The 23136-nt window shown below is 68.5% G+C and carries 13 protein-coding genes and 3 rRNA genes; all 16 read right to left on the reverse strand.

The features are described 5' to 3' along the window. Window positions 1-3: 3 nt before the first annotated feature. Window positions 4-783, reverse strand: a complete 780-nt coding sequence (locus ACQP10_RS28900; RefSeq protein ID WP_346019740.1) for a TIGR03936 family radical SAM-associated protein — start codon at window positions 781-783, stop codon at window positions 4-6. 99 nt (window positions 784-882) lie between these two features. Then, the gene (locus tag ACQP10_RS28905) at window positions 883-2793 is read right to left on the reverse strand and encodes a TIGR03960 family B12-binding radical SAM protein (RefSeq protein WP_390005131.1); all 1911 of its coding nucleotides are present in this window, start codon (window positions 2791-2793) and stop codon (window positions 883-885) included. A 17-nt stretch (window positions 2794-2810) separates the two neighbouring features. Beyond that, window positions 2811-3704 (reverse strand): phosphotransferase family protein, encoded by an 894-nt coding sequence (locus ACQP10_RS28910; RefSeq protein WP_346019615.1) that lies wholly within the window; start codon window positions 3702-3704, stop codon window positions 2811-2813. Between the two features lie 114 nt (window positions 3705-3818). Then, a complete protein-coding gene (gene rodA, locus ACQP10_RS28915; protein ID WP_346019614.1) occupies window positions 3819-4982 on the reverse strand; it encodes a rod shape-determining protein RodA in 1164 nt (387 codons plus the stop codon). Continuing rightward, window positions 4979-7042 carry a penicillin-binding protein 2 gene (gene mrdA / locus ACQP10_RS28920; protein ID WP_346019613.1) on the reverse strand — a complete coding sequence of 688 codons (2064 nt, stop codon included), beginning with the start codon at window positions 7040-7042 and terminating at the stop codon, window positions 4979-4981. Before mrdA ends, rodA begins: the two co-directional genes overlap by 4 nt. Window positions 7043-7217: 175 nt before the next feature. Beyond that, window positions 7218-7745, reverse strand: a complete 528-nt coding sequence (gene mreD / locus ACQP10_RS28925) for a rod shape-determining protein MreD (RefSeq protein WP_346019612.1) — start codon at window positions 7743-7745, stop codon at window positions 7218-7220. Between the two features lie 3 nt (window positions 7746-7748). After that, window positions 7749-8816, reverse strand: coding sequence for a rod shape-determining protein MreC (mreC, locus tag ACQP10_RS28930; RefSeq protein ID WP_346019611.1), 1068 nt, complete (start codon window positions 8814-8816; stop codon window positions 7749-7751). Further along, the gene (locus ACQP10_RS28935; RefSeq protein WP_189245668.1) at window positions 8816-9847 is read right to left on the reverse strand and encodes a rod shape-determining protein; all 1032 of its coding nucleotides are present in this window, start codon (window positions 9845-9847) and stop codon (window positions 8816-8818) included. Before ACQP10_RS28935 ends, mreC begins: the two co-directional genes overlap by 1 nt. A gap of 197 nt (window positions 9848-10044) precedes the next feature. Further along, entirely contained in the window at window positions 10045-10455 is a 411-nt protein-coding gene (ndk, locus tag ACQP10_RS28940) for a nucleoside-diphosphate kinase (protein ID WP_346019610.1), read from the reverse strand. A 165-nt stretch (window positions 10456-10620) separates the two neighbouring features. Beyond that, entirely contained in the window at window positions 10621-12549 is a 1929-nt protein-coding gene (locus tag ACQP10_RS28945; protein ID WP_399499523.1) for a hypothetical protein, read from the reverse strand. Window positions 12550-12560: 11 nt separating this feature from the next. Beyond that, entirely contained in the window at window positions 12561-12929 is a 369-nt protein-coding gene (locus tag ACQP10_RS28950; protein ID WP_229811031.1) for a DUF4233 domain-containing protein, read from the reverse strand. Then, a complete protein-coding gene (locus ACQP10_RS28955; protein ID WP_346019739.1) occupies window positions 12926-14218 on the reverse strand; it encodes a bifunctional folylpolyglutamate synthase/dihydrofolate synthase in 1293 nt (430 codons plus the stop codon). The genes ACQP10_RS28950 and ACQP10_RS28955 overlap by 4 nt, the downstream gene beginning before the upstream one ends. A gap of 257 nt (window positions 14219-14475) precedes the next feature. Further along, a 5S ribosomal RNA gene (gene rrf, locus ACQP10_RS28960) occupies window positions 14476-14592 on the reverse strand. 172 nt (window positions 14593-14764) lie between these two features. Then, window positions 14765-17890: ribosomal RNA gene (locus tag ACQP10_RS28965) — 23S ribosomal RNA — on the reverse strand. A gap of 418 nt (window positions 17891-18308) precedes the next feature. Continuing rightward, a 16S ribosomal RNA gene (locus ACQP10_RS28970) occupies window positions 18309-19827 on the reverse strand. The 16S, 23S and 5S rRNA genes sit together here, the layout of an rRNA operon. A gap of 563 nt (window positions 19828-20390) precedes the next feature. Next, complete coding sequence (locus ACQP10_RS28975; protein WP_433541952.1) at window positions 20391-22961, reverse strand: valine--tRNA ligase; 2571 nt, start codon at window positions 22959-22961, stop codon at window positions 20391-20393. Window positions 22962-23136: the final 175 nt, after the last annotated feature.

Consider the following 23136-nt stretch of genomic DNA (forward strand, 5'->3'; position numbering starts at 1 on the left):
GTCCTATAGATCGCCGTCGACGTGCCGGCCCACCGGTTCCGTTTCGCCGCCGCGCATCATGTCGCGGTCCAGGTCGAACGGGTCGGCGGGCCCACCGGTACGCGCGTCCAGCGGTCCCTGCGCCAGCCTGGTCACCTCGGGGGGCACCGGCGGCGCGAAGCCTGCCAAAAGACGCAGTCCGGTGAGAACGTCGTCGGGTCGAACGGCAGGAGTTGCGTGCCGTACAACCATGCGAAGTATGACACATGGCCGACCGGACGCCTGACCTGCTGTTGTCTCGGTTCCCTCGGTCACCTCGAGCCTCAGCACCGCCTCACGCGCGTCGAAGCGGCGCAGACCCTTCTTGGTCATGCGCTCCACCTCGATCCGCTCGGCGGCGACGAACCGCTCCGCCGCCTCCTTCGCCAGGACGGGGTCGGCCTGCGGCAGCCGTACCTCCCACGCCGAGCACTCCAGCCGGTCGGCCAGGGTTCCGGCGCCCGCCACGACGACGTCGAGCACGTCGACGCCCGGTGGCAGGGAGGTGTCGAGCGCGGTGCGCAGCCACTGGGGGTCGCACTCCCGCGTCACGCTGATCTCGAGGTATTCGGCCTCGCTCGCCACCCCGGTGGCCGCGGCCGCGCCCACATAGGAGATCCTGGGGTGCGGCGAGAAGCCCGCGCTGAACGCGACCGGGACGCCGGCGCGCCGGACGGCGCGCTCCACCGCCCGGGAGACGTCACGGTGACTCGTGAAGCGCAGGCGGCCGCGCTTGGCGTAGCGGACACGCAGCCGCTGCGCCACGGGTGCGGGCGGAGGCCCGTCGGGAACGGGTTTCAGGGTGGTGTCGTCCTTCCAGGTCGTGATCGGTCGAGATCCGGCCGTGCTCACGCACGGCCTATCTCAGACAACCGTCAGTGGCAGCAGCTTCTTCCCCGTGGGCCCGATCTGGATCTCGGTGCCCATGGTGGGGCACACCCCGCAGTCGTAGCAGGGCGTCCAGCGGCAGTCCTCGACCTCGACGTCGTTGACGGCGTCCTGCCAGTCCTGCCAGAGCCACTCGCGGTCGAGGCCGGCGTCGAGGTGGTCCCAGGGCAGGACCTCGTTCTCCTCGCGCTCGCGCGTGGTGTACCAGTCGATGTCGATGCCGGCCTTGGCCGCGCAGTCCATCCAGCGCTGGTAGGAGAAGTGCTCGCTCCAGCCGTCGAACCGGCCGCCCTCCTCCCAGACCGCGCGGATGACCGCGCCGACCCGGCGGTCGCCGCGGGAGAGCAGGCCCTCCACGATCGACGGCTTGCCGTCGTGGTAGCGCATGCCGATGGCCCGGCCGTACTCCTTGTCGCCGCGCAGGGCGTCCTTGAGGGCCTTGAGCCTGCGGTCGACCGTCTCGTGGTCGGCCTGGGCGGCCCACTGGAACGGCGTGTGCGGCTTGGGAACGAAACCACCGATGGAGACCGTGCAGCGCACGTCACGCGACCCGGTGGCCTCCCTGCCCGCCTTGATGACCTTCCTCGCCAGGTCGGCGATGCCGAGGACGTCGGCGTCCTCCTCCGTGGGCAGGCCGCACATGAAGTAGAGCTTCACCTGCCGCCAGCCCTGGCTGTAGGCGGCGGTCACCGTCCGGATCAGGTCGTCCTCGGTGACCATCTTGTTGATCACCTTGCGCATCCGCTCCGAGCCGCCCTCCGGGGCGAACGTCAGGCCGGAGCGGCGGCCGTTGCGGGAGAACTCGTTGGCCAGGTCGATGTTGAAGGCGTCGACCCGGGTCGAGGGCAGCGACAGCGAGGTGTTGGTGCCCTCGTAGCGGTCGGCCAGGCCCTTGGCCAGGCCGCCGATCTCGGAGTGGTCCGCCGACGACAGCGACAGCAGCCCGACCTCGTTGAACCCGGACGCCCTGACGCCCGCCTCGACCATGTCGCCGATCGTGGTGATCGAGCGCTCCCGCACCGGGCGGGTGATCATGCCCGCCTGGCAGAACCGGCAGCCGCGCGTGCAGCCGCGGAAGATCTCCACGCTGAACCGCTCGTGCACCGTCTCGGCCAGCGGGACCAGCGGCTTCTTCGGGTAGGGCCACTCGTCGAGGTCCATCACCGTGTGCTTCTGCACCCGCCACGGCACCCCCGACCGGTTCGGCGCGACCCGCTGGATACGGCCGTCCGGGTGGTAGGTGACGTCGTAGAACCTGGGCACGTAGACCCCGCCGGACTCGGCCAGCCGCATCAGCAGCTCGTCGCGCCCGCCGGGCGAGCCCTCCTCCTTCCACTCGCGGATGACCTCGCTGATCGCGATGGCGATCTGCTCGCCGTCGCCCAGCACCGCGGCGTCGAGGAAGTCGGCGACCGGCTCGGGGTTGAAGGCCGCGTGGCCTCCCGCCAGGACGATCGGGTCGTCGTCGGTCCGGTCGGCGGCCAGGAGCGGAATGCCGGCCAGGTCCAGCGCGGTCAGCATGTTGGTGTAGCCCAGCTCGGTGGCGAAGGAGATCCCGAGCACGTCGAACGCCCGCACCGGCCGGTGCCCGTCGACCGTGAACTGCGGGACGCCCTCCGACCGCATGAGCGCCTCGAGATCGGGCCAGACGGCGTAGGTGCGCTCGGCCAGCGTCCCGGGCAGCTCGTTGAGAATCTCGTAGAGGATCTGGACGCCCTGGTTGGGCAGGCCCACCTCGTAGGCGTCCGGATACATCAGAGCCCAACGGACCGTGGACTCGTCCCAGTCCTTGACGGTCGAGTTGAGCTCACCCCCGACATACTGGATCGGCTTCTGCACCTTGGGCAGGAGCGCTTCCAGGCGGGGAAACAGCGACTCGACAGACATGCCCCAAGCCTATCCGGCTACGGGAGGTGCCACAGGCGGTCGTCCCCCGCGCGCAGCGAGCCCAGCCGGTGCCGCAGCTCGTCACGGACCCCGGCGTCGAGGTGCGCCCGGCGCAGCAGGGCCGTCAGGGTCTGCAGATCCCGGATGTCCCGCAGCACCGGATACCCCGCCTGGGACCTGGCGTCGTGACCGTACGCCTCGCTGAAATTCGCCAGCTGCCGCTCGGTCAGCCCGAACCGCGCGCCGTGCAGGGTCGGAACCAGGTCGATCTCCCGCGGCCCCGCGCACGCCCACTGCCAGGACCTCAGCAGGAACCCCCGGGGCGTGCGGATCATGTTCTCCCGCCGGGCGTCGCCGTGCACCAGCCCGTACGGCAGCGCGAACTCCACCGGCCCGTACGCCTCGGCGAGCGCGTCGCAGCGCCCCAGCAGCCACCCCCGGTCCTCGCGGTCCAGCACCGGGCACTCCCCCGCCGCCCGGCGCACCGCCCCCAGCGGATCGTAGGCCGGCAACTCGAACGGCACCGGCGGCAGGGCGTGCAGCCGCCGCAGCAGCGGCCCGAGCTGCGCCGGGTCGGGCGGCGGCCCTATGTGCTCCTGCCGCCGCCAGAAGGTCGCCAGGAACCCCTCGGCGACGATCGGCTGCTCCACGTCCAGGGGGCGGTCGGCCGGGAACCCCCGGTCCGCCAGCCACCGCGCCACCCGCACCGAGACGGCCGGCCGCTCGGCCTCGTCCGGCGCGTCCTCCCGGGCCAGCCGTACCACCACGCCCTCGGCGGCCAGGTGGCAGACCAGCCCGGCGGCATCGTGTCCCATCCGGAACCCGGTCGCGTCCAGCCCGGCCTGCCGGCACGAGCGGGTGAGCGCCCCGGTCACCCGGGGAAGAAGCGAACCCTCCGCAGCGATCGTCATCGTCCACTCCTGTCTGGAAATCCGCGCCGGCCCGCCCACGGGCCCGGCGACACCGGTGAGCGGGGGGAGAGTTCGAGACCGGGGACGGGCGGACGGCTTCCATCGCGGCCGGTCTCAGAACGGCCGCTGACGGATGTGGATCGCCTGGAGCAACCCGACGGCGATCATGTTCGCGAAGGTCGCGGTGCCGCCGTAGGAGACGAACGGCAGGGGCAGCCCGGTGATCGGCATGATCCCGATCGTCATCCCGACGTTGACGAAGGACTGGAAGGCCAGCCAGCACACGATCACCCCGGCCGTCATCGCGCCGAACCGGTCGTCGCACCGGCGGGCGATCCGCATCCCCCGCAGCAGGACCACCGCGAGCAGCGCCACCACCGTGACCGAGCCGAGGAAGCCGAACTCCTCACCCGCGACGGTGAAGACGAAGTCGGTGTGCTGCTCGGGCACGAACCGGCCGGTGGTCTGTCCGCCGCGGAACAACCCCTTGCCGAACAGCCCTCCCGAGCCGATCGCGATCAGCGACTGGGTGCTGTTGTAGCCGACGCCCCGCGGGTCGCTGGCCGGGTTGAGGAAGGCGGTGAACCGCGCGATCTGGTACGGCTCCAGCACGTCGAGGAACCACACGCCCACGGCCCCGGCGACCACGAGCAGGGCCAGCCCGAGGACCCACCGCTTGCGCACCCCCGCGATGATCATCGCGGCGGCGGTGATCACCCCCAGGACCATGGTGGTGCCCAGGTCCGGCTGGAGCATCACCATCCCCATGGTCAGAGCGGCCACCGCCAGCGACACCCCGACGTCCAGGCCGCGCGGTCGCTCGCCGCCCTTGGCCGGCTGGGCCATCAGCATGGCGAGCATCAGCGCCAGCCCGAGCTTGGCCAGCTCCGACGGCTGGAAGGCGAACCCCCCGCCCAGCATGATCCACGAATGCGCGCCGTTCACCGTGGACCCCAACGGCGTGATCACCAGGATCAGCCCCACGAACGTCACGGCGTACACCAGCGGCGCGTACGCCCGCAGCCTGCGGTGGTTCACCATCGTCGCCAGACCGGTCAGCACCGCGCCGATGGCGAGGTTGAGGACGTGCTTCTTGACCAGCCCCGTGGAGCCGGGCGCCCAGGTCCGGGTCGACGACCACACCAGCAGCGTGCCGATCACCGACAGCGCGGCGACCGCGACGAGCAGCACCCCGTCCATCCGGCCCACCACCGAGGAGGCCGCCATCGCCCTGCGGGCCAGCGACCTGCGCGGCGGGTTGATCACCCGGGCGGTCATCGCGCCACCGTCCCGTCCCGCTCGATCACCGGCGGCTCGGACGCGGGACGCCCGGCGGGCAGCGCCGCCGGGACCGGCCCGCCCTTGGGCGAGATGCCGTAGATGCCCTCGTAGATCTTCCGCGCGGCCGGGGCGGCGGTCTCAGCGCCCATCCCGCCCTGGGAGACCATGACGACCACCACGAACCTCGGATTGCCGGCCGGCGCGAACGACGCGAACCACGAGGTGTCGGCCTTGCCGTACACCTCGGCCGTGCCGGTCTTGCCGCCGATCCGCACCCGGTTCATCGGGAAGCCGGTGAAGGCGCCCGCGGCCGTGCCGTCGGAGGGCACGTCGCTCAGCGCCGCCCTGATGTAGTCGCGCTCCCGCGCCGAGATCGGCAGCCGGCCCACCACCGGCGCCTTGATCTCCTTGACCATGGTGCCGTCGGGCCGCACCAGCGCCCAGCCGAGCCGGGGGCTGCGCAGCCTGCCGTCCCCCACCAGCGCCGCGTAGGCCGCGGCGAGCTGCAACGGGGTCACCAGGACGTCGCCCTGGCCGATGGAGAAGTTCGCCGCGTCACCCGGCCGCAGCAGGTAGCCCTCCAGGCAGTTCTCGTACGCCAGCTGCTTGAGGAAGGCGGCCCGGCTCTGGTCGGTCCTGGCGACCTCCGGGTAGCCGGTCTTGGCGCGGCGGCAGTTGACCTCCTTGGTGGCCTCCCAGATCTGCTTCTTCCAGTCGCGGTCCGGGATCCGCCCGGCCGACTCGCCCGGCAGGTCCACGCCCGTCGGCCGGCCGAACCCGAAGGCCCGCGCCATGGCCGCCATCGGCTGCTTGGTGTTCCCCTTCGGCCGCAGCCCGCCGTCGCGCAGCCACTGCTCGTAGGCCGCCCGGTAGAAGATCGTGTCGCAGGACTTCACCAGCGCGGTGTGCAGGTTCATCGTGCCCATGCCGATGCCGTGGAAGTTGCTGAACGCCCGGCTGCCGACCATGAAGGAACCCGGGCAGTCGTACTGGCCGTGCAGCGGGTAGCCGTCCCGGAGCATCGCCGACACCGAGGAGATCTTGAAGGTCGAGCCCGGCGCGAACTGTCCCTTGATCGCCCGTGACACCAGCGGCTTGCCCGACTTCTCCGACAGCAGGCGCTGGTACTCCGTCTCGGAGATGCCACCCGTCCAGACCTTCGGGTCGTAGGTCGGCGCGCTGGCCAGCGCGAGGATCCTGCCGGTCCGCACGTCGAGCACCACGCCCGCCGCGCCGTCGGCCCTGGGCGCGGACTTCATGGCCTCGGCCAAGGCTTTCTCGGTCACCGCCTGAACCTTGGCGTCGATGCTGGTGATGAGCGTGTCACCGGGGATCGGCGCGACCTGCCGCTCCACTCCGATGACCTTGCCGAGCCGGTCGACCTGCACCCGCCGGATCCCCGGCACCCCGCGCAGCTCCGCGTCGTAGACCGCCTCCAGCCCGTCGCGTCCCACCAGGTCGACACCGGAGAACGACGCCTTGAACCCCTCGCGCTTCTCCAGCTCCTCCTGTGTGATCGGCTGCAGGTAGCCCAGCGCCTGGGCGGCGGCGCTGCCGTGCGGGTACTGCCGCACCGCCTGCACCTCGGCGGTCACCCCGGGGAACTCCTCCTGCCGCTCCAGGATCTGCAGGGCCTCACGCGTGGTGACCTCGTCGTCGATCGGGATCGGCTGGTACGGCGAGCCCGGCCAGCACGGCCGGGTGACCCCGGGACCGCACGCCCTGATGCGCTCGCGCAGCCGCTCGGGACTGCGGTTCAGGACCGCCGCCAGCCTCTGCAGGACGGTCCTGCCGTTGCCCGCCATCCGGTTCAGGCTCGTCCGGTCCACCGAGACCACGAGCCGGGTCCGGTTGCGCACCAGCGGCCGCCCCGCCGCGTCGAGGATCTGGCCGCGCACGGCCGGAACGACCACGTCACGCGTCCGCGTCTCGGTCGCCGCCTGCGTGAACTCCGCGTAGCGCACCACCTGCACCTGCCAGAGCCGTACGGCGAGCAGCGCCATCAGCGACATCACCAGCGCCTGGATCACGACCAGCCGGCCCCGTACCCGGATCATGCCTGCCCCCCGTCACGCCCGGCCCACGGCCTCCCCCGTCCGTCAGGCCGGACCCCGCACGCCCCCCGGCCTTCGCGCCGGACCCCGCGCGTCCCCCGCACGTCAGGCCGGACCCCGCACGCCCGGCGGTCCGCCCTCCGCGGTCCGCTCCGATCACGCCCGGTGGCCCGCGCGCTCACAGACGGCTCCGCGCCGGATACCGCACCGGCCGCGAAGCCCGCATCCGGGGACCCCCGGCGACCCTCCTCGCCAGCCCCGCCACCGGCAGGGCCGCCACCATGTCGTAGACGGCCTCCCGAGGCAACGTGACCGTCAGCACGTCCTCCCCGAGCCGGGCGTCACCGAACAGGGCCCCGGCCGCCGCGGCGAGCACCGGCCCGGCGACGGCGCAGGTGAGCGTCGTGATGATCCTTGCCTCGGGGTGGATCTCGGCCATCCGCCCGGCCGCGAACCCGACCAGGCACAGCACCAGGGCGTACTGCCCCATCACGTGCGCGGCGGGCGGCAGCATGTCGTTGAGCAGCCCGGCGAAGAACCCCATGACCGTCCCGGCGGCGGCCCCGCGGGCCTGCGCGTAACCGATCACGGTGAGCAGCACCAGATCGGGGGCGACGTCCCCCGGCAGCGGCAGGCGGTTCACCACCGCCACCTGCACCACCATGACCAGCAGGAGGAACCCGGCGGCGAGCACGTCCCGGCCCATCGGTCAGATCCCCCCGCGCCGCGTGCCCGGCGCCACCGCCTCGGGCGGCACGTCATCCCGCCCGCCGGGCGCCGCCTCGTCCTCCGGCGCGTCCTCCGTCTCCGGCTTCCCGCCCTCGCGGCCCGGCGCCTCCTCCGTCCCCTGCGCCTCCTCGCGGTCCGGCCCGCCCCGGGCCTTCGCCTTCTTCTCCTTCTCCGCCTGCCGCGGCGCACCCGGCAGGACCGCGTCACGCGGGTCACGCGGCGGCGCCTGCACGACCACACCCACCACGTCGAGCGCGGTCAGATCGGCGTACGGCCGGGCGTAGGCCACCCGGGTCAGCTCCCCCGGCGTCGCCTCCACCCGCTCCACCACCCCGATCGGCACCCCGGCCACGTACGGCACGCCGTGCTGGGAGCCGAAGCTGACGATCCGCCGGCCGGGAACGATCTGCGCCGTGGAGTCGAGCAGCCGGAAACGCAGCAGGCGGCCGTCGGACCCCACGCCGTGCACCACCCCGATCTCGTTGCTCCCCTCCAGGCGGGCCCCGGCCGCCGACGCCGGATCGCTGAGCAGCACGACGGTCGAGGTGGACCGCCCCGCCTGGACCACCCTGCCGACCAGGCCCTCGCCGTTCAGCACCGTCATCTCCGTCCGCACCCCGTCCGCTGCGCCGACGTCGAGCTCGACGGCCTCCTCGAACCCCGGCGTGCCCCGCCGGGCGATCACCTGCGCCGGGACGATCCGGTATCCGGCGACGCCCGCCACGCCGAGCAGGCGGCGCAGCTGCGCCGACCGCTGCCGGTCCAGGCTCTGCGTCACCAGGTCACGCCTGAGCCTGCCGTTCTCGGCGCGCAGCTCCTCGATACGGCGCCGCGCCTCCGGCGCACCCGTGATCATCGCGACGAACCTGCCGATCGGCCGGACGATGTCGGCCCCCGCGCTCTCCGCGGCGCCGAACACCGTCGCCCCCACCCCCTTGAGGGGAGTGAGCGGGGAGGCGCCGCCGGTCCGGTGGTCGACGGTCATCAACACGAGAGCCGCGGCCAGCAGCACCCCCAGGCTGATCCGTGCGTGGCGCGTGTCCTTCATCAGTGCCGCGGCTCCGGAACGAGGACCTGCTGCAGCGCCTCGAAGTCCTCGACGCACTTGCCGGAGCCGAGCGCGACGGAGTCGAGGGCGTTGTCCACCAGGTGGATCGGCATGCCGGTCTCGTCCTTGAGCCGCTCGTCCAGCCCCTTCAGCAGGGCGCCGCCGCCGGTGAGGGCGATCCCCCGGTCCATCAGGTCGCCGGACAGCTCCGGCGGGCACTTGTCCAGGGTGGTCTTGACCGCGTCCACGATCGCGTTCACCTGCTCGTCGGTGGCCCGGCGGATCTCGGCGGCCGACACGACGATCGTCTTCGGCAGGCCGCTGACCAGGTCACGGCCGCGGATCTCCGCGTGGCCCTCCTCGGGAAGCGCGCAGGCCGAGCCGATCGCCATCTTGATCTCCTCGGCGGTGCGCTCGCCGAGCATGAGCGAGTACTCCTTCTTGGCGTAGCTGATGATCGCCTGATCCAGCTCGTCACCGCCCACCCTGATCGACTGGCTGGTCACCACGCCGCCCATCGAGATGATGGCGACCTCGGTGGTGCCGCCGCCGACGTCGACCACCATGTTGCCGGTCGGCTCGTGCACGGGCAGGCCCGCCCCGATCGCCGCGGCCATCGGCTCCTCGATGATGTAGACCTGCCGCGCCCCCGCCTGGTAGCCGGCCTCCTTGACCGCCCGCTGCTCGACGCCGGTGATCCCGCTCGGCACCGCGATGATGATGCGCGGCTTGGCGAACTGGCTGCGCCGGTGGACCCGCTGGATGAAGTAGCGGAGCATGCGCTCGGTGACGTCGAAGTCGGCGATGACGCCGTCCTTCAGCGGCCGGATGGCCACGATGTTGCCCGGAGTCCGGCCGATCATGCGCTTAGCCTCGATGCCGATGGCGACGATCTTTCCCGTGACCATGTTCATCGCGACGACGGACGGCTCGTTGAGCACGATGCCCTTGCCCCGGACGTACACCAGCGTGTTCGCGGTGCCGAGGTCGACCGCCATGTCGCGTCCGAGGAAAGCAAGCTTGCTGCTCATGGGGAAGGCGGCCCTCCTTCCGTCAGGTCGTCGGCGAAAACTACAGAACGCACTCGAATCGTAACGTGATGTACCCACCCCTGAGCGCAATGAGCCTGCCAGCTCCAGGAAAATCTTAAGTCGCGGCAAACACGTCGGGCCCCGCCGTCCTCCCGGGTGATCTCCGGGAAGGACGGCGGGGCCCGACGGCGACGACCTTAGAAGCGGTCCGGGAAGAAGATCTTGATCTCGCGGGCGGCGGACTCGGGCGAGTCGGAGCCGTGGACCACGTTCTCACCGATCTCCAGGGCGTGGTCGCCACGGATGGTGCCGGGAGCGGACTTGACCGGGTCGGTCAGACCCGCCAGGGCGCGGAAGGCCTCGATGGCGCGCGGGCCCTCGACCGCCATGGCGACGAGCGGACCGGAGGTGATGAACTCCACCAGCTCGCCGAAGAACGGCCGCTCGGAGTGCTCGGCGTAGTGCAGCTTGGCGGTCTCGGCGTCGAGAGTGCGCAGCTCCAGCGCGACGACCTTCAGGCCCTTGCGCTCGATCCGGGCGATCACGTCACCGATGAGGCCGCGCGCGACACCGTCGGGCTTGATCAGGACAAGGGTGCGCTCGGACACTGAAGTTCTCCTTCGAACAGGGATGACTCGCAGACTGCGTGAACGGGCGAAGTTTACCGTCCCGGAGCCGGCCGCCGTTGCCCGGCGGCCGGGCGGCGGCCGACCGGGGAACGGCGGAGCCGGAAGCGGGGGCGTGAGCCGGAAGCGCCCCTCCTCAGGGAGCCGTCAGGCGCGGCCCGGGCCGTCCGTGTCCTCCGGCGAGGGCGTGGGCGGCGGCACGACCGGCATCGTGCCGGTCCGCTCCGGCCTCGGCCACGGTTTCGGACCGGGCTCGGGCACGGGCTCGAACCGGGGTTTCGGACCGGGCCGGGGTCCTCCCGGCTCACCGCCCTCCTTCCGGCCGGGCTCCGCCCCCATCTCGGCTTCCGTCTCCGCCCCGGGATCCACCCCCGGCTCGCCGCCCCGCGCCGGAGCGCCCCGACTCCCCGTGGTGGACGGCCACCCGTCGCGGACGACATCACCCGGGGCCTCCTCGGGAACCTCCGTGATGCCCGCCGTACCGGGCCGGGGAGCACCGGACACCCCGGACGCCGCAGGGAACGGGTCCGGAGCGGACGGCCGGGACGCATCGTTCACGGACGGCTGGGAACGGCGCACGAGGAGGGCGCCGAGGACGATGACCACGATCACCAGGCCGCCCCCCACCACGGCCCACCGGTGCAGCGCGTCGACGAAGGCGTCGACCAGCGCCTCCGGGGTGCCGGCGCCCCGCAGGACGAGGAACTGCACGCCGCTGCCGAGCAGGAAGCCCGAGAGGACTCCCGGGAAGAACAACGACAGCGCGAAGAGCGCCGCCCCGATGCCGGACGAGCGCAGTGCGGAGGTCAGGGCCACGGCGGCGCCGACCGCGAGCAACACCAGGGGAAGGACCAGGACCGGGCTCGCGGAGGAGGGCAGCAGCACCTCCACCGTGCACAGCCCCGCCACCACGACCGCCATGCCGCTCGCCGCGGCCGTGGGCAGGACGGCGTCGCTCAGACGGCCCACCGCCACGGCGGCCACGACGGCCGCCACCCCCGCGATCGCGAAGGCCGGCCACAGCCCGGACAGGCCCGGACCACCCAGGCCGCTGAGCTCGACGTTGGTCACCTGCGCGGCCGTGGGCAGGACGACGACGCCCATCACGAGCACCGTGTAGGCGGACACCCGGCCGTCGGCGCCCCCGGAGACGGAGGCCGAGGCCAGCCCGAAAAGGGCGACGATGGACAGCGTGGCCGCGGTCAGCAGCAGACCCGGCGACCAGTCGTAGGTGCTGCCCAGCGCCAGGGCCGCGATGCCCGCGGCGGGCACGACGGCCAGCAGCGGCCGCCCGCGCCCCGGAGCCCCGGCGGCCGGCCGCGCCGGATCGCCGGGCTCTCCACCGGTCTCCCGGCCACCGTCATACCCCCGGCCGCCGCCGGCCTCCTGGTCACCGCCGGGCTTCCACGCGTCGTCGGGCCCTCGGGCACCGTCGGGTCTCCGGGCGCCGTCATCTCTCAACCGGAGCACGAAGTAGGCGGCGGCCAGCACGAGCGCGACCCCTGTCAGCATGGGGTACGGCTGAAGCGCGACCCTCCAGGACCTGGCCTCGTCCAGCGGCCACAGCGCCAGCGCCTGCGCCGCCAGGAGGCTCACCGCGAGAACGGCGCACCACAGCGCCCGCAGGAACGGAGAACGCTCCCAGACCGCGGCCAGGGTCGCCGGCACCACCAGCCCCGCGCCGACCCCGTGCAGCACCCGCAGCACTCCCACCAGCGACGTGGAGTCGGCGTACCCTCCGGCCGCGTCGGCCACGGCTAGGAGGGCCAACCCGGCGACCAGTATCGGCGCCACCCTCCGGCGGCGCACGGCGAGCGCGGCCAGCGGCACGGTCAGCACCGTCGCGGGCAGCGCCAGCCCGTGCGCCCGCATCATCCCGATCGGTGAGATGTCACGCGGCAGCAGAGCCGACACCACCGAGATGGTGTTGGGCAGGGCGACGATCGCCAGCGGAAGCGTCACCGCGACGAGCGTCCCGAGGACGACGTCGAGCGCCGAAGGGGCACGGAGTGCGCGCGCCAGGCCTGTGGGCTCGGCGGCCACCGCCCGAGTCGGCTGAGTGGGAGGGACGGCCATGTAGGCCGACTTTAGCGGGAAGTCACGCCCTCGACACGGCGAGCGACGAATATCGCCGTGATCCACAGGGCGGCGAAAATCCCACCGAGGAAGAACATGGTCGAAACCATGAACCCCGAAACGATGGCCAGCACCTGGATCACGCTTCCGGCGATGTAGGCGAAGGGCCGCTTCAGCATGCCGGCGACCAGCACGCACAGCACCGCCAGGCCCAGCCCCACGGTCAGCGCCACGGCCGGCTCGATCTTCTGGACATTGATGGCGACCGGGGCGAACAACCCGACGACGATCGCCTCCATACCCAGCACACTGGCGCAGAGCCGCCGCATGCCCGGAGTGACCGTGATCATTTTTCGCCCTTCCGCCGACGCCTCGCTCATCCGGCCTCGCCCGCCTTGAACAGCAGCCGCGCGTCCCCGGCGGTGACCACGGAACCGGTGATCAGCACTCCCGCGCCACCGAACTCCCCCGCCTCGTCGGCGATCGCGATCGCCCTGTCGATCGCCTCGTCCAGGCGGTCGGCCCGGTGGACCCGGTCGGGATCGAAGATCTCTTCGGCCAGCGTGGCGAGCTCGTCGACGTCCATCGACCTGGGCGAGGAATTACGGGTCACCACGATCTCGTCCATCATGGGTTCGAGCAGCTCCAGGATCCCCTCGACGTCCTTGTCGGCGAACATCGCCACCACTCCGACGAGCTTGTCGAAGCCGAAGGACTCCTGGACGCCGTCCAGGGTCGCCTGGATGCCGCCGGGGTTGTGCGCGGCGTCCACGAGCACCGTGGGTCCCCGCCGCACGACCTCCAGCCTCCCCGGCGAGGTCACCTGCAGGAACGCCTGCCGGACCAGCTCGGGGTCGAGGGGGTCGCTCCCGGCCGTCAGCGCCTCCACGGCGGCCAGCGCGCAGGCGGCGTTGCTCGCCTGGTGTGCGCCGTAGAGGGGGAGCAGGACCTCGTCGTATGTCCCCTTGAGGCTCTTGAGGTGGAGAAGCTGGCCGCCCACCGCCAGCTCCCGGCCGAGCACACCGAACTCCAGCCCTTCCCTGGCCACGGTGGCGCCCACCTCCGCGGCCCTGCGCATCAGCACCTCCGCCGCGGGAAGCTGCTGCTGGGCGAGTACGGCCATCGCCCCGGGCTTGATGATGCCGGCCTTCTCGCCCGCGATGGTCTCGACATCAGGGCCGAGATAGTCCATATGGTCCAGCGAGATGGGCGTGATGACCGCCACCGCTCCGTCGGCGACGTTGGTCGCGTCGAAACTGCCGCCCATGCCGGTCTCGATGACCGCGACGTCGACGGGGGCGTCGGCGAACGCCACAAAGGCCATCGCGGTGAGGGTCTCGAAGAACGAGAGCCTGGGCCCCTTGGCGTCGATCATCTCGAGGTAGGGAAGGACGTCCTCGTAGACCTCGGCGAATCGCTCCTCGCTGAGCGGGGCGCCGTCCACGGAGATGCGCTCCCGCATGGAGATGAGATGGGGGCTGGTGAACCGGCCGACCCGAAGGTTGCGCTCACGCAGAATCGTCTCGATCATCCGGGTCGTGGTCGACTTGCCGTTGGTGCCGGCCACGTGTATCACCTGGTAGGAGCGCTGCGGGGAGCCGAGCACATCCATGAGCGCGGAGATCCTGTCGAGCGTGGGCTCGAAGTTCCACTCGACGCCGCGTTCCATGATTGCTCGTTCGACTGCCTGATAGTCCACGCCTCAAGCCTACTGACCGCACGGTCGGGCTCCCGACGCCCCCGGAACTCCTGGGAACGGCACGAGTACCGGCAGGCGCTTCAGGAGCCCCTGCCGAACCATAAGCCGGCCCCGCAGAACATCGGCCCTGCAAAGCCTCAGCCCCGCAGAACGCGGACACGGAAAGCGGGCACGCAAAAAAGCGGGGCCCCGGACGACGAACGTCCAGAGCCCCGCTTCGAAAGATTGTCCGGCGGCGACCTACTCTCCCACACCGTCCCCGGTGCAGTACCATCGGCGCTGAAGAGCTTAACTTCCGGGTTCGGAATGTAACCGGGTGTTTCCCCTTCGCCATAACCGCCGTAACACTATGAAACACACAAACACACGCACCCAACCCGAAAACCAGTCCCGGGGGTGCAGACGATGCCTGCTGCCTCAGAATCACACAGTGGACGCGAGCAAAACCAGTGATCACGCGCTGCTCCGGACCCGGCGAAGAGTACAGAGCGCTGCAGAAAACCACACGAACGCTTTATGGTCAAGTCCTCGGCCTATTAGTACCGGTCAGCTCCACACATTACTGCGCTTCCACCTCCGGCCTATCAACCCAATCGTCTATTGGGAGCCTTACCCCCTCACGGGGTGGGAGACCTCATCTCAAGGCAAGCTTCCCGCTTAGATGCTTTCAGCGGTTATCCCTCCCGAACGTAGCCAACCAGCCGTGCTCCTGGCGGAACAACTGGCACACCAGAGGTTCGTCCGTCCCGGTCCTCTCGTACTAGGGACAGCCCCTTTCAAGTCTCCTGCGCGCGCAGCGGATAGGGACCGAACTGTCTCGCGACGTTCTAAACCCAGCTCGCGTACCGCTTTAATGGGCGAACAGCCCAACCCTTGGGACCTACTCCAGCCCCAGGATGCGACGAGCCGACATCGAGGTGCCAAACCATCCCGTCGATATGGACTCTTGGGGAAGATCAGCCTGTTATCCCCGGGGTACCTTTTAGCCGTTGAGCGACGGCGCTTCCACATGCCACCGCCGGATCACTAGTCCCAGCTTTCGCTCCTGCTCGACCCGCCGGTCTCACAGTCAAGCTCCCTTGTGCACTTACACTCGACACCTGATTGCCAACCAGGCTGAGGGAACCTTTGGGCGCCTCCGTTACCCTTTAGGAGGCAACCGCCCCAGTTAAACTACCCACCAGACACTGTCCCTGATCCGGATCACGGACCCAAGTTAGACGTCCAAAACGACCAGAGTGGTATTTCACCAATGACTCCACCGGAACTAGCGTCCCAGCTTCACCGTCTCCCACCTATCCTACACAAACCGTTCCAAACGCCAATGTCAAGCTGTAGTGAAGGTCCCGGGGTCTTTCCGTCCTGCTGCGCGTAACGAGCATCTTTACTCGTAGTGCAATTTCGCCGGGTCTGCGGTTGAGACAGCGGGGAAGTCGTTACGCCATTCGTGCAGGTCGGAACTTACCCGACAAGGAATTTCGCTACCTTAGGATGGTTATAGTTACCACCGCCGTTTACTGGCGCTTAAGTTCTCACCTTCGCACACCCGAAGGCATGCTAAGCGGTCCCCTTAACGTTCCAGCACCGGGCAGGCGTCAGTCCGTATACATCGTCTTACGACTTCGCACGGACCTGTGTTTTTAGTAAACAGTCGCTTCCCCCTGGCCTCTGCGGCCCCCACCAGCTCCGAGTGCAAGACTCATCACCAGCGAAGGCCCCCCTTCTCCCGAAGTTACGGGGGCAATTTGCCGAGTTCCTTAACCGCAGTTCACCCGATCGCCTTGGTATTCTCTACCTGACCACCTGAGTCGGTTTCGGGTACGGGCCGCCATGACACTCACTAGAGGCTTTTCTCGGCAGCATAGGATCACCCACTTCGCCACAATCGGCTCGGCATCACGTCTCAGACCCATGAGAGGCGGATTTGCCTACCCCTCGTCCTACACGCTTACCCCAGGAACAACCATCGCCTGGGATGGGCTACCTTCCTGCGTCACCCCATCGCTTACCTACTACCAGATCAGGTCAGGCGTTCACCCTGACGCCCGCTCCGAAGAGCAGACCGGGTTAAGGACCCTTAGTATCACTGGGTTCAATATGGGCGCATCACAGCGGGTACGGGAATATCAACCCGTTGTCCATCGACTACGCCTGTCGGCCTCGCCTTAGGTCCCGACTTACCCTGGGCGGATTAGCCTGGCCCAGGAACCCTTGGTCATCCGGCGCAGAAGTTTCTCACTTCTGATTCGCTACTCATGCCTGCATTCTCACTCGCACGGCCTCCACAACTGGATCACTCCGCTGCTTCGCCGGCCGCACGACGCTCCCCTACCCATCCACACCCCTCGACAAAAGCCAGGGTTGATGTGTGAATGCCACGACTTCGGCGGTGTACTTGAGCCCCGCTACATTGTCGGCGCAGAATCACTTGACCAGTGAGCTATTACGCACTCTTTCAAGGGTGGCTGCTTCTAAGCCAACCTCCTGGTTGTCACTGCGACTCCACATCCTTTCCCACTTAGCACACGCTTAGGGGCCTTAGTCGGTGGTCTGGGCTGTTTCCCTCTCGACTACGGAGCTTATCCCCCGCAGTCTCACTGCCACGCTCTCACTTACCGGCATTCGGAGTTTGGCTGACGTCAGTAACCTTGTCGGGCCCATCGGCCATCCAGTGCTCTACCTCCGGCAAGAAACACGCGACGCTGCACCTAAATGCATTTCGGGGAGAACCAGCTATCACGGAGTTTGATTGGCCTTTCACCCCTAAACACAGGTCATCCCCCAGGTTTTCAACCCTGGTGGGTTCGGTCCTCCACGCGGTCTTACCCGCGCTTCAACCTGCCCATGCCTAGATCACTCCGCTTCGGGTCTGCAGCATGCGACTCAAACGCCCTATTCAGACTCGCTTTCGCTACGGCTACCCCACACGGGTTAACCTCGCCACACACCGCAACTCGCAGGCTCATTCTTCAAAAGGCACGCAGTCACATCACAGACACCCCGAAGAGTGTCTACGCTCCTACGGCTTGTAGGCACACGGTTTCAGGTACTATTTCACGACCCCTCACCGGGGCACTTTTCACCTTTCCCTCACGGTACTAGTGCACTATCGGTCATCAGGGAGTATTTAGGCTTACCAGGTGGTCCTGGCAGATTCACACAGGATTTCTCGGGCCCCGTGCTACTTGGGATCCCCTCCAGCAGTCGACAGGATTTCGCCTACCCGGCTCTCACGGTCTCCGGCGCCCCTTCCCAGAAGCTTCGGCTACCCCATCGATTTCTCACTGCTCGTGGCTCCGGCAGAAACCACAAGAAGGTCCCACAACCCCGAACACGCAACGCCCGCCGGCTTTAACACGCGCCCGGTTTAGCCTCTTCCGCTTTCGCTCACCACTACTCACGGAATCACTATTTGTTTTCTCTTCCTACGGGTACTGAGATGTTTCACTTCCCCGCGTTACCACCAACCGCCCTATACATTCAGGCGGAGGCAACACCACATGACTGGTGCTAGGTTTCCCCATTCGGACATCCCCGGATCAACGTCTGGTTGGCGACTCCCCGGGGCTTAACGCAGCCTCCCACGTCCTTCATCGGCTCCTGATGCCAAGGCATCCACCGTGTGCCCTAAAAAACTTGGCCACAAAGATGCTCGCGTCCACTATGCAAATCTCAAACAACACGCAGCGACCATCACGACCCCACCACCAGACACCCGAACCCAGCAGAGACAACCTCTACCAAGCTCAAGCCGGTATGACAGGCGGACGGTCCCGCAGAGGGAAAACCAAACCAGCGAGCCCGCCCGAACAGCGGGCCCGCCTGGTCCGTTTCCTCAGGACCCAACAGTGTGTCCGGACCAGCGAAACCCCTCGCAACCGCCGTTCCCACTCCCCCAGGGCGAACCCCGGAGGCGGTACTAGCCGGCCAGCGACTCCGCTGAACCGAATAGCCAGTGCTCCACTAATGAGCGCACCGTGCGCGAGACGTTCGCTCGCGGCCACGGCATGGACCGACCAGGCCACCCAGCGGGTGAACCGGATCAGCCGGTGCTCCTTAGAAAGGAGGTGATCCAGCCGCACCTTCCGGTACGGCTACCTTGTTACGACTTCGTCCCAATCGCCAGCCCCACCTTCGACCGCTCCCCCCCAAAGGGTTGGGCCACGGGCTTCGGGTGTTGCCGACTTTCGTGACGTGACGGGCGGTGTGTACAAGGCCCGGGAACGTATTCACCGCAGCGTTGCTGATCTGCGATTACTAGCGACTCCGACTTCATGGGGTCGAGTTGCAGACCCCAATCCGAACTGAGACCGGCTTTTAGGGATTCGCTCCACCTTGCGGTATCGCAACCCTCTGTACCGGCCATTGTAGCATGTTTGCAGCCCAAGACATAAGGGGCATGATGACTTGACGTCATCCCCACCTTCCTCCGAGTTGACCCCGGCAGTCCCCCATGAGTCCCCACCACCCCGAAGGGCGTGCTGGCAACATGGAGCAAGGGTTGCGCTCGTTGCGGGACTTAACCCAACATCTCACGACACGAGCTGACGACAGCCATGCACCACCTGTCACCCAGTCCGAAGAGGGCTCTGTCTCCAGAGCTTTCCGGGCGATGTCAAGCCTTGGTAAGGTTCTTCGCGTTGCGTCGAATTAAGCAACATGCTCCGCCGCTTGTGCGGGCCCCCGTCAATTCCTTTGAGTTTTAGCCTTGCGGCCGTACTCCCCAGGCGGGGCGCTTAATGCGTTAGCTACGGCGCGGAAACCGTGGAAGGCCCCCACACCTAGCGCCCAACGTTTACGGCGTGGACTACCAGGGTATCTAATCCTGTTCGCTCCCCACGCTTTCGCTCCTCAGCGTCAGGTAAGGCCCAGAGAACCGCCTTCGCCACCGGTGTTCCTCCTGATATCTGCGCATTTCACCGCTACACCAGGAATTCCGTTCTCCCCTGCCTACCTCTAGCCAGCCCGTATCGAATGCAGACCTGGAGTTAAGCCCCAAGCTTTCACATCCGACGCGACAAGCCACCTACGAGCTCTTTACGCCCAATAATTCCGGACAACGCTTGCGCCCTACGTATTACCGCGGCTGCTGGCACGTAGTTAGCCGGCGCTTCTTCTGCAGGTACACGTCAACTTCGTCCCTGCTGAAAGAGGTTTACAACCCGAAGGCCGTCATCCCCCACGCGGCGTCGCTGCGTCAGGCTTCCGCCCATTGCGCAATATTCCCCACTGCTGCCTCCCGTAGGAGTCTGGGCCGTGTCTCAGTCCCAGTGTGGCCGGTCGCCCTCTCAGGCCGGCTACCCGTCGTCGCCTTGGTAGGCCGTTACCCCACCAACAAGCTGATAGGCCGCGAGTCCATCCCCAACCGAAAAAACTTTCCACACGCATCCCATGCGGAAGCGTGTCGTATCCGGTATTAGACCCAGTTTCCCGGGCTTATCCCAGAGTCAGGGGCAGGTTACTCACGTGTTACTCACCCGTTCGCCGCTCGAGTACCCCGAAGGGCCTTTCCGCTCGACTTGCATGTGTTAAGCACGCCGCCAGCGTTCGTCCTGAGCCAGGATCAAACTCTCCAAACAATGTCTACAGAGTTTCTCCCGGCTGAAAGCATCCCCGTCCCGGCAAAGGAGACGAGGTGCATCAACCAAAGGAATCCGTCCTCCCACCGAGGCGGGTGGGACGGGGTTGTGCATCATGCACTGGCTTTTAACACACTGTTGAGTTCTCAAGAAACGGACGCGTTCACCGTCGGTCCGGATCGTCGATCCGCCCTCCGGGGCATTCGTTTCGCGTCTCAATCTTAGCAGTTCCGCCTGGTTTGTGTCAAACTGTCGCTTTCGCGTCAGCCGACCCGCACCCGCCGGATCCACAGCGGATCTCGACCGCCCCGTCTCCAGGGCAACCCCTCTAACTTACTCCAACATCCCGTCGTTGTCCAACCGGATGCCGCCTAGACACGAACGTCCCAGCGGAGCAGATTCAGAGAGAGTCGCGGGGACGCGCCCCGCGGGAAGAAACTCTAGCAGCCCTTCCGGGCCTTGATGACCAACTTCATGGAACAGTCAGGTATTCCCTCCGTCACGCTCCCTAAACCCCGAGAGCCCGGAGTCCGACCGGACTCCGGGCTCTCGGGCACGCGGGCTCAGCCGGCCGGGAGAGCGGCCAGCTGCGCGGTGAGCCGGGTGATGTCCTGGTCGGCCTGGGCCGCGCGGGCGCGCACCTTGGCGACCACCTCGTCGGGGGCCTTGGACATGAACTGCTCGTTGCCCAGCTTGGCGGCCACCTGCGCGGCCTCCTTCCGGGCAACGGCCAGGTCCTTCTCCAGCCGCTTGCGCTCGGCGACCACGTCGATCGTCCCCGCGGTGTCGATCTCCACCACGATGCCGCCCACGTCGAGACGGGCGGTGGCCGAGAACGACTCCGACGGCTCATCGAGCCGGAGCAGCGCGCGGATGGCCCTTTCGTGCGGGGCGAGAGCCGTACCGGTGAGTGACAGGCGTGCGGCGACGCGCTGGCCGGGCTTCAGCCCTTGGTCGGAGCGGAACCTGCGGACCTCGGTCACCAGACCCTGGACGGCGAGGATCTCCTCCTCGGCGGAGGAGTCGCGCAGCGACTCCTGGACCGTCGGCCACGGCGCGACCACGATGGAGTCTCCGCCGGTGAGAGCCCGCCACAGCTCCTCGGTCACGAACGGCACCAGCGGGTGGAGCAGCCGGAGCAGCGCGTCGAGGACGTGGCCGAGCACCAGCCGGGTGTGCTCCTCGCCCGCGGCGAGCTGGATCTTGGCCAGCTCGACGTACCAGTCGCAGACCTCGTCCCACGCGAAGTGGTAGAGGATGTCGGAGATCTTGGCGAACTCGAAGTCCTCGAAGGCCGCGTCGACCTCCGCCACGACCTCCTGGAGCCGGGAGAGGATCCACCGGTCGGCGGCCGTCAGCTCGTCGACCGGAAGCTCGCCGACCGCGGCGCCGTTCATCAGGGCGAAGCGGGTGGCGTTCCAGATCTTGTTGCAGAAGTTGCGGGAGCCGCCGGCCCACTCCTCGCTGATCGCCACGTCGGAGCCGGGGTTGGCGCCGCGCAGCAGCGTGAACCGGGTGGCGTCGGCGCCGAAGCGCTCGACCCAGTCGAGCGGGTCGACCACGTTGCCGAACGACTTGGACATCTTCTTGCCGTGCTGGTCGCGGACCATGCCGTGCAGGGCCACCGTGTGGAACGGCGGGCGACCGTCCATCGCGTAGAGGCCGAACATCATCATCCGGGCCACCCAGAAGAACAGGATGTCGTAGCCGGTGACCAGGACGGAGGTCGGGTAGAACTTCTCCAGCTCCGGCGTGCGGTCCGGCCAGCCCAGGGTCGAGAACGGCCACAGACCCGAGGAGAACCACGTGTCGAGGACGTCGGGGTCCTGGACGTATCCGGCGGGCGGCTCCTCGTCGGGTCCGACGCAGACGACCTCTCCGGCCGGGCCGTACCAGACCGGGATCCGGTGACCCCACCAGAGCTGGCGCGAGATGCACCAGTCGTGCATGTCGTCGACCCAGTCGAAGTAGCGCTTGGCCAGCTCCGGCGGGTGGATCTTCGTCTGGCCGTCACGGACGGCGTCACCGGCGGCCTTGGCCAGGGGCGAGACGTTGACGAACCACTGCAGGGACAGCCGCGGCTCCACCACGGTCTTGCAGCGCGAGCAGTGACCGACCGAGTGGAGGTAGGGACGCTTCTCCTCGACGATCCGGCCCTGCTCACGCAGCGCGGCCACCACGGCGGGACGGGCCTCGAAGCGGTCGAGCCCCTGGAAGGGGCCGTGCGTGGTGATCACTCCGCGCTCGTCCATCACCGCCAGGGAGGGCAGCGAGTGGCGGCGGCCGATCTCGAAGTCGTTGGGGTCGTGCGCCGGAGTGACCTTGACGGCGCCGGTGCCGAAGGCGGGATCGACGTGCTCGTCGGCCACCACCGGGATGCGACGCCCGGTCAGCGGGAGCTCGACCTCGCGCCCGACCAGGTGGGCGTAGCGCTCGTCGGACGGGTGGACGGCCACCGCGGTGTCGCCGAGCATGGTCTCGGCCCGGGTCGTGGCCACGACGATGGAGTCCTCGCCGTCGCCGTACCGGATCGAGATGAGCTCGCCCTCGTCCTCGCTGTGCTCCACCTCGATGTCCGACAGCGCGGTCAGGCAGCGCGGGCACCAGTTGATGATGCGCTCGGCGCGGTAGATGAGCCCGTCGTCGAACAGCCTCTTGAAGATCGTCTGAACCGCGCGGGAGAGACCGGGGTCCATGGTGAAGCGCTCGCGCGTCCAGTCCACGCCGTCACCGAGCTTGCGCATCTGGCCGAGGATCCGGCCGCCGGACTCCTCCTTCCACTGCCAGACGCGCTCGACGAAGGCCTCGCGGCCGAGGTCGTGGCGGGACAGGCTCTCCTTGGCGAGCTCCCGCTCGACGACGTTCTGGGTGGCGATACCCGCGTGGTCCATGCCCGGCAGCCAGAGCGTCTCCTGGCCGCGCATGCGGGCGCGGCGGGTCAGCGCGTCCTGGATCGAGTGGTCGAGGGCGTGGCCGATGTGCAGGACCCCGGTCACGTTGGGCGGCGGCAGGACGATGCTGTACGGCTCGCGCCCGCTACTCGCGTCCGCGGTGAAGTATCCCTCCGATACCCAGCGCTCGTAGCTCCGGGTCTCCACGTCGGCGGGGGTGTACTGGGTGGGCAGATCTGGCATCGTCACGGTGTCCAATTCTAGGGACGTCCGGGTGGTCGATGCTCCAGGCTTTTCCGGGACCGTCTCTCACCCGGCCGGATCGCCCGGAGCGGGCCGGTGTCGGAACGGATGACGCCCCCGCGGGATTCCTCCCTCGGGGGCGTCGTGGTGCGGGATCGCCGGTCGCCGGGCCGTA

Origin of the sequence: Streptosporangium sandarakinum, assembly GCF_050942225.1 — a bacterium.
Taxonomy (GTDB): domain Bacteria; phylum Actinomycetota; class Actinomycetes; order Streptosporangiales; family Streptosporangiaceae; genus Streptosporangium; species Streptosporangium nondiastaticum.

Bases quoted from the DNA above. Each gene is read 5' to 3' on its own strand.
- ACQP10_RS28905 (WP_390005131.1), bottom strand. From the start codon at position 2,793: ATGTCTGTCGAGTCGCTGTTTCCCCGCCTGGAAGCGCTCCTGCCCAAG.
- ACQP10_RS28910 (WP_346019615.1), bottom strand. From the start codon at position 3,704: ATGACGATCGCTGCGGAGGGTTCGCTTCTTCCCCGGGTGACCGGGGCG.
- rodA (WP_346019614.1), bottom strand. From the start codon at position 4,982: ATGACCGCCCGGGTGATCAACCCGCCGCGCAGGTCGCTGGCCCGCAGG.
- mrdA (WP_346019613.1), bottom strand. From the start codon at position 7,042: ATGATCCGGGTACGGGGCCGGCTGGTCGTGATCCAGGCGCTGGTGATG.
- mreD (WP_346019612.1), bottom strand. From the start codon at position 7,745: ATGGGCCGGGACGTGCTCGCCGCCGGGTTCCTCCTGCTGGTCATGGTG.
- mreC (WP_346019611.1), bottom strand. From the start codon at position 8,816: ATGAAGGACACGCGCCACGCACGGATCAGCCTGGGGGTGCTGCTGGCC.
- ACQP10_RS28935 (WP_189245668.1), bottom strand. From the start codon at position 9,847: ATGAGCAGCAAGCTTGCTTTCCTCGGACGCGACATGGCGGTCGACCTC.
- ACQP10_RS28945 (WP_399499523.1), bottom strand. From the start codon at position 12,549: ATGGCCGTCCCTCCCACTCAGCCGACTCGGGCGGTGGCCGCCGAGCCC.
- ACQP10_RS28950 (WP_229811031.1), bottom strand. From the start codon at position 12,929: ATGAGCGAGGCGTCGGCGGAAGGGCGAAAAATGATCACGGTCACTCCG.
- ACQP10_RS28955 (WP_346019739.1), bottom strand. From the start codon at position 14,218: ATGGAACGCGGCGTCGAGTGGAACTTCGAGCCCACGCTCGACAGGATC.
- ACQP10_RS28975 (WP_433541952.1), bottom strand. From the start codon at position 22,961: ATGCCAGATCTGCCCACCCAGTACACCCCCGCCGACGTGGAGACCCGG.